Below are 7,565 nucleotides of genomic sequence, written 5' to 3'. Positions count from 1 at the left end.
CCTCGAACACCGGCTCCGGCAACAACTTCCGATCCAACTTCCCCGAAGCATTGAGCGGAAACGCATCCAACACCACAAACTGCGACGGCACCATATACGACGCCAACCGCTCCCCCACACCCACCTTCACCACATCAACATCAACCGAAGACCCCACCGCAGCAGTGACATACGCAACCAACTGATCACGCCACACCACCACCACAACAGAACCCACACCCACCTGATCCCGAACCGCAGACTCGATCTCCCCCAACTCGATCCGCTGACCACGCAACTTCACCTGAAAATCACTACGACCGACATACTCGAGCTCACCCGACACACCGATCCACCGCACCACATCCCCCGTGCGATACATCCGCGAACCCGACACGCCGAACGGATTCGCCACAAACCGCTCCGCCGACAAATCCACCCGCCCGAAATACCCACGAGCGACCTGCACACCCGACAAATACAACTCACCCGCAACACCCACCGGCACCGGACGCAACCGCGAATCCAACACCAACACCGACGAATTCCACACCGGAGCACCCATCGGCACCACCACACCCACACCATCGAGCGGACCCGCCGCCGTCGCATGCACCGTGAACTCCGTCGGACCATACAAATTATGAACCTCAACCGACGGCAACACCGACAACACCCGACCCACCACCGACGCCGGCAACGCCTCACCCGCCGCGAAAATCACCCGCAACGAACCCAACCCAGCACCACCGAGACGCGAAATCGTCGCCTCCGACGTGTCGACAACCTGATCGACGAACACCTCCAACATCGACGGCACAAACGACACCATCGACACCGACTCCGCCGCCACCACCGACGCCAAATACCCCGGATCCCGATGACCGTCATGAGTAGCCACCACCAACCGAGCACCCACCGCCAACGGAACAAACAACTCCCACACCGACACATCGAACGTCACCGGAGTCTTGAACAACACCACATCAGAACCCGACACCGCATAACGCTCCGCCAACCACGACACCTGATTGACCACACTGCGATGACTGACCGCCACCCCCTTCGGCCGACCCGTCGACCCCGACGTGAAAATCACATACGCCGTATTCCCCGACCGCAACGGCGCAACCCGATCCACATCAGAGACAGGTGCACCCGAAAAACCAGACACATCAACAACATCAACCTCGACCACCGGCACAACACCAGCATCGAAACCAACATCAGACGTACTGACCACACACACCGGCGACGCCGACTCCAACACATACCCATTACGCTCCGCAGGCTGATCCGGATCCACCGGAACATACCCACCACCAGCCCTGAGCACACCGTAAACCGCAACCAACAAATCAACCGACCGACGAACCGCAACACCCACCAACGACTCCGGCCCCACACCCACCGAAACCAAATACCTGGCAAAACGATTCACCCGAGCATCGAACTCCGCATACGACAGAGACTGCCCCTCGAACGAGACCGCTACCGCACCCGGAGACGCCGCCACCTGCGCATCGAACCCATCCAACACCGACACGCCCGACACAACCCGCGCCGAGTCATTCCACCCCTCGAGCACCAACGAACGCTCAACAGAATCCAAAATATCAACGTCACCAACACGAACGGAAGGATCGGTAGCGACGGCGGAGAGCAGTCGAAGAACTCTGTCCAGTAACGCAGTTGCGTAGTCGGCATCGAAGAAGTCCGGCAGGTACCGAAGTGTCAAGTGCAACTGCTCGTCGAGTGCGATCAGCAGGGTCAACGGGTAGTTCGTGGAATCGTCCGAGGAGATGTCGTCGATCATCATTCCGTCGAGAACATCCGCCTGTGCGGCGAGGCCCTCACGGTCTACCGGGTACGACTCGAAGACCACCAACGTGTCGAACAATGTTCCGACGTCCGCAGCTTTCTGCACATCGGTCAAACCGAGATAGTGATGATCGAGCATTCTCGCCTGCTCGATCTGGACCCTGGCAACCAATTCTTCGACGGACTCCGCAGCGTCGAGGCGCACCCGCACCGGGAGGGTGTTGATGAACAACCCGACCATCGATTCGACGCCTGTGAGTGCCGGGGGCCGGCCGGACACTGTTGCACCGAAGACAACATCGTCGGTTCCGGTCAACGCACCGAGCAGGACCGCCCACGCGCTCTGCACGATCGTGTTGGCGGTGACGCCGAGTCGTGCAGCCAGAGCTGTGAGCGTCGCGGTTGTCTCCGACGACATCGACACGTTCAGCTTCTGTGACAGCGCGGTGAATTCCTGTCCGCCTGTGACCTGAGCGAGCAGCGTCGGCTGCTCGACGCCGGAAAGCGCATCCGCCCAGGCGGTAAGTGATCGATCGCGATCCTGATCGACAAGCCACGCCAGGTAATTGCGATAGCTGCGCACACGCGGAAGAACCGAGTCGTCACCACGCGTCGCGTACAGCGCCAACAGGTTCTGCAAAAGCAGCGGCACCGACCAACCGTCGAGAATGATGTGGTGATTCGCCACGACCAAGCGGTAGTCCCCCTCCGCCATCGTGACGAAGGTGAACCGAATCAACGGCGGTGACGCCATGTCGAAGTGTGTCGCCTGGTCAGCCGTCAAAACTGCGTCCAGTGCTGCCTCACGGTCGACCGCCGCGACATCGCTGAGATCGATGTTCCGCCACGGGACAGCAACGTCCTCGAGGACTATCTGGACCGGCGTTCCGTCGTCGTCGGCCGTGAATGCTGTTCGCAGGTTCGCGTAACGGTCGATGATTCCCTGTGCTGCAGTCCGCAATCGGTCGGCATCGACCTTCCCGGACAAAGTGAGAATCATCTGCACCGAGTAGAGGTCGACGCTGGATTCCGCCAACATCGCATGGAAGAGCAAGCCCGACTGCAGCGGTGCCAGCGGCCAGATGTCGGTCACCGTACCGAATCGATTCTCGAACCCGTCGATATCTCGTTGGCTCACCGAGACAAGCGGCACGTCGGACGGAGTGAGTCCTCCGGCACCGACGGATCGAGAATGCTCCGCCAGGGCGGTCAGTGCTTCGACCCAAATCTGTGCAAACGCCTCGACGCTCTCGCCGTCGATGGCACCGACGGGGTAGGCGAAGGAGGCCTCCAGAACAGCTCCGTCTGCGCCGTCGTTGACGATCGCATTGATATCGACGACCTTGTTTGCGGGCATGTCGACGTCTTCGGGTGCTGACACGTTGGCGAAATCGCCCGCCGGCAGCCAGCCGAGCCCCTCGACACCTGCCGGAAGATCCTCGGCGACAACCCTTCCCAAGTAGTTGAAGCTGACCTGTCCCCCTGCGAAGCGCGAAAGCACTGCGCGCGTGTCTTCGTTCAGGTAGCGCAGCAGTCCGTACCCGACGCCCTTGTCCGGGATCGCCAGCAACTGCTCCTTCACTGACTTGATCGCGCGTCCCGCCGAATCACCTCCGGCAAAAGCGTCACCCAGGTCTACCTCGGAAAGATCGAGACTGATCGGGAAGGCTGCAGTGAACCAGCCAACAGTCCTCGACAGATCCGCACCGGGAATCACGGCTTCTTCGCGACCGTGGCCCTCGAGTTGCAGCAAGGCAGACGTCGAGTCGATTCCGGCTCGGCGACGCCACTCGATCAGCGCGAGTGCCAGTCCAGCGAGCAGGCCGTCGTTGGCGCCGCCGTTGAAAACCTCCGGCAGCGTGGTTAACAGAGTCTCCGTCACCTGAGTGGGGACCGTCACGCTTATCCGCTGAACCGTTGCCGCAACGTCGACCGCAGAGTCGTACGCCCTCTTGCCCAGCACCGGATCCGGTGTCTGCAACACCTTCCGCCACGTATCCAGCTCGGCTACCCGTGACTCCCGATGTGCCTCTTCGGACAATGCATGAGCCCAACGTCGCATCGACGTACCCGTAGGTTCGAGAGCCACATCCCCCGTCGCTCCGCCCGCCCCGGCCATCTGAGCCGCAGCCGACACCAGATCCGGAACAATGATTCGCCAGGAAACCCCGTCGACGATCAAGTGATGCGCAGCAATGATCAAGCGCCCGGTGCGAGTGGGACCGAAGTCGACCCACACGAACTGAACCATCACGCCGCCTGCCGGATTCAACCGGCCGAGAGCCTCGTCGAGGCCCTTGGAGGCCGTGAGAACAATTGTCGACTCGTCCGAGGACGCATCAACATCCACCCGGCTGAGTAGATCCTCGACGTCCACGGTTCCCGGCTCGGAGACCGACATTCCCCATCCGCGACCGTCGGAGATCAACCGCGATCGGAACATGTCATGGTGGTCGACGACGGCGGCGAGGGTTCGCACGATGTCGGTTCGCTGCGCTCCGAGTGGAAGCTCGAGAGTCATCGTCTGTGTGAATCGGTTGTAGCTGCCACCGCGCTCGACCATGAATCGTTCGATCGGCGTCAACGGCATCCAGCCGACTCCACCGCCCGGCAACTCCTCGAGCACCACCGCGGCCTCGACGTCGGCGGCATACTTCGCCACTTCGGCCAATGCCGCGACAGTCTTGCTCTCGAAGACGTCACTGGGTGCGAATACGACCCCACGTGCCTTCGCCCGCGAGACGAGCTGGATCGACATGATCGAGTCGCCGCCCTGCGCGAAGAACGAGTCGTCCGTTCCGATTCGATCCAGACCGAGAACGTCCGCGAAGATCTCGCTCAGGACTTGTTCCATCTCGGTAACCGGGGCGCGGAATTCCTTGGTCTCGAAGACCGGCGCTGGGAGCGCTTTTCGGTCCAGCTTGCCGGCCGGGCTCAGTGGCATGTCCGAGGAGACCATTATCGAAGCCGGAACCATGTGAGCCGGAAGGGTTCTGGAGACGAATTCGATCAATTCCGCCGAAGTGACCGAAGCGTTCTTTCCGGTGAACACGTACGACACCAGTGCCGGAGCACCCGACGGCAGGGTCGTACCCATCGTCGCAGCGAACTCGACCTCGGGGTGTGCGGTCAATGACGCATCGATCTCACCGAGTTCGATACGGAAACCGCGAATCTTGACCTGGAAATCGTTGCGGCCCACGTATTCCACGGCGTAGGTGGAGGGTGCGGTTCCAGCGACCCAGCGCACCACGTCACCGGTTCGGTACATTCGCTCGCCCGGATTACCGTGCGGGTTTGCCACGAATCGATCGGCGCTCAAGCCCGGGCGACGATGATAGCCGCGGGTCACCTGAGGACCGGACAGATACAGCTCGCCCGAGACTCCGAGTGGAACTGGATTGAGTCGTGTGTCCAGAACGAAAGCGGCCATGTCACCGATCGTGGCGCCGATGTCCATTCGGTCACCCGGCAGAAGCGGAACGCTGACGTTCGTCACGATCGTCGTCTCGGTCGGGCCGTAGACATTCAAGAACGTCCTGGGAGCCGAAGCCGATGCGGTCGAGCCGTCACCTGTCGTCCACTTGCTGATCAGTTCCGGCGAATACGCTTCGCCACCCACGCCTACGACCGTCAGGTCGTCCAGGCCGCTCGGGTCCATCGACGCCAGAGCCGCCGGCGTGATGAACGCATGGGTGACTCGTTCGCTACGGAACACCTCAGCCAGCTCGTCGCCGCCGTACACGCCAGGTGGGACGATGACCATCGTCGCGCCGGTGGCCACCGCGAGGAACAACTCGAGCATCGACGCGTCGAAACTCGGTGACGCGAAGTGCAATGTCCGCGAGGTGGGCTTCACGAGGTAATGCGCGGCCTGCGTGACACTGAAGCTCGCCAGACCTGCGTTGGTGGCGACAACGCCCTTGGGTAGACCGGTCGTGCCGGAGGTGTAGATGACCCAGGCCGGATGAGCAGTCGTCAGTGGACGGACACGTTCCTCGGCATCGATTGGCGCTGCGGACACTCCGGCGGTCATCTGTTCGCCACGTGGTCCGTCCACGACCAACCACTCGACGTCGTCGGTGAGGTTCGGACGTTCGACGTCGAGGGTCAGGCCTACCTTTGCACCAGAGTCGCTGAGCATGTGCGCGATACGGTCTGCCGGATAGTGCGGATCGATCGGAACGACCGCTGCCCCGGTCTTCGACACTGCCCAGACCGCGAGTACCGATTCGACGGATCTCGGAATCGACACCGCCACAAGATCTTCAGCCCCGAGACCACGGTTGATCAAAACGCGGGCCAGCTTCGACGACCACTCGTCGACCTCGCGATACGTCATGGACCTACCGGCAACGGCCTGCGCCGTGCCGGGGTAGCGCAATGCGACGTTGTCCGGGTAACGCGCAGCAGCGTCGGCAAGAATCTCGGCCAACGGCGCCTGCGCTACTCCTGACGAAGCCCTTTGACTCGTCAGAACCTCACGCTCGGACGAGTCGAGGATTTCGATGTCACCCACTGAAGTTGCGGGGTCCGTCGCAATTCCGTTCAGGATGCGCATCAATCGTGCGGCGAATCCGCGGACGGTCGATTCGTCGAACAGATCCGTCGCGTACGTGAACGTCGCCGACAGCCCTTCTGATACCTCACTGATCGTGAGCTGCAGGTCGAACTTGGCCACAGTCTCGTCGATTGCGAACTCGGCGGCCGTCAGACCCGGCAGAGCCAACGAATTCTGCCCCAGGTTCTGGAACGCCAATGCCACCTGGAACAGCGGGTGGTGTGCCCTCGACCGAACGGGATCCAGCACTTCCACGAGCCGCTCGAAGGGAAGGTCCGAGTGCGCGAACGCCTGAAGATCGGTCTCTCGAGCCGACGACAGAAGTGTGGTAAACGGGGCCGAAGGATCAACCTCGGTACGTAGCACCAATGTGTTGACGAACATTCCGATCAGATCGTCGAGTTCGGATTCACCTCGTCCTGCCATCGGCGCGCCGATGGTGATGTCCGTTGTTCCCGACAGACGTGCGAGAAGTGATGCCAGCGCCGAATGGACCACCATGAACATCGACGCATTGTGCTCACGACCGACACCGATCAGCCGCTCATGCAGTTCCTGACCGATCGAGAATTCGAATGTTGCTCCCTGACCGGAGAATACCGCCGGCCGGGCCCGATCCCCGGGAAGATTCAACTGTTCGGGCACGCCGTCCAATGCTTGCGCCCAGTAAGTGATCTGCTGCGCGATGATTGACTGCGGATCGTCCTCGGACCCGAGAACCTCACGCTGCCACAGTGCGTAGTCGGCATACTGCACCGGCAACGGCGTCCAGGTCGGAGCCTGGCCGTTGGTTCTGGCGTAGTAGGCGGTCATGATGTCGCGGGTCAGCGGGCCCATCGAGAAACCGTCGGTCGAGATGTGATGCACCACGAATACGAGAACGTGCTCGTCGGCCTTGGTCTGGAAAAGCCTGGCGCGCAACGGAACCTCGGTTGTCACGTCGAAACCCGTCGCCACGAAGTTCGTTACCTCGGAAACAATCTCTGAATCCGAGACCAAGGTTGCAGCGAGGTTCACGCCGACATCAGCCGGTGCAACGATCTTCTGGTAGCCGATTCCGTCGACCTCGGGGTAGACCGTGCGGAGAACCTCATGGCGGCCGACAACGTCCGAGACAGCCTGTTCCAGCCCCGACACGTCCAGTTTTCCGGTGAGCGTGATCGCAACCGGAACATTGTTCCCTGCCGAGTTCGTATCCAACTGG

1 protein-coding gene is annotated in these 7,565 nt (G+C 61.4%); it reads right to left on the bottom strand.

Going from position 1 to position 7,565, the window contains the following annotated elements; translation table 11 throughout:
* The coding region (locus tag RE4_RS30460; RefSeq protein ID WP_155717005.1) for a non-ribosomal peptide synthetase at positions 1 to 7,565 on the bottom strand (7,565 nt) is incomplete at both ends.

It is taken from the genome of Rhodococcus erythropolis NBRC 15567, assembly GCF_001552595.1.
Lineage (GTDB): Bacteria > Actinomycetota > Actinomycetes > Mycobacteriales > Mycobacteriaceae > Rhodococcus_F > Rhodococcus_F erythropolis.
The sequence above is the reverse complement of the archived record's forward strand: the minus strand, read 5'-3'. Positions and strand labels throughout refer to the sequence as shown.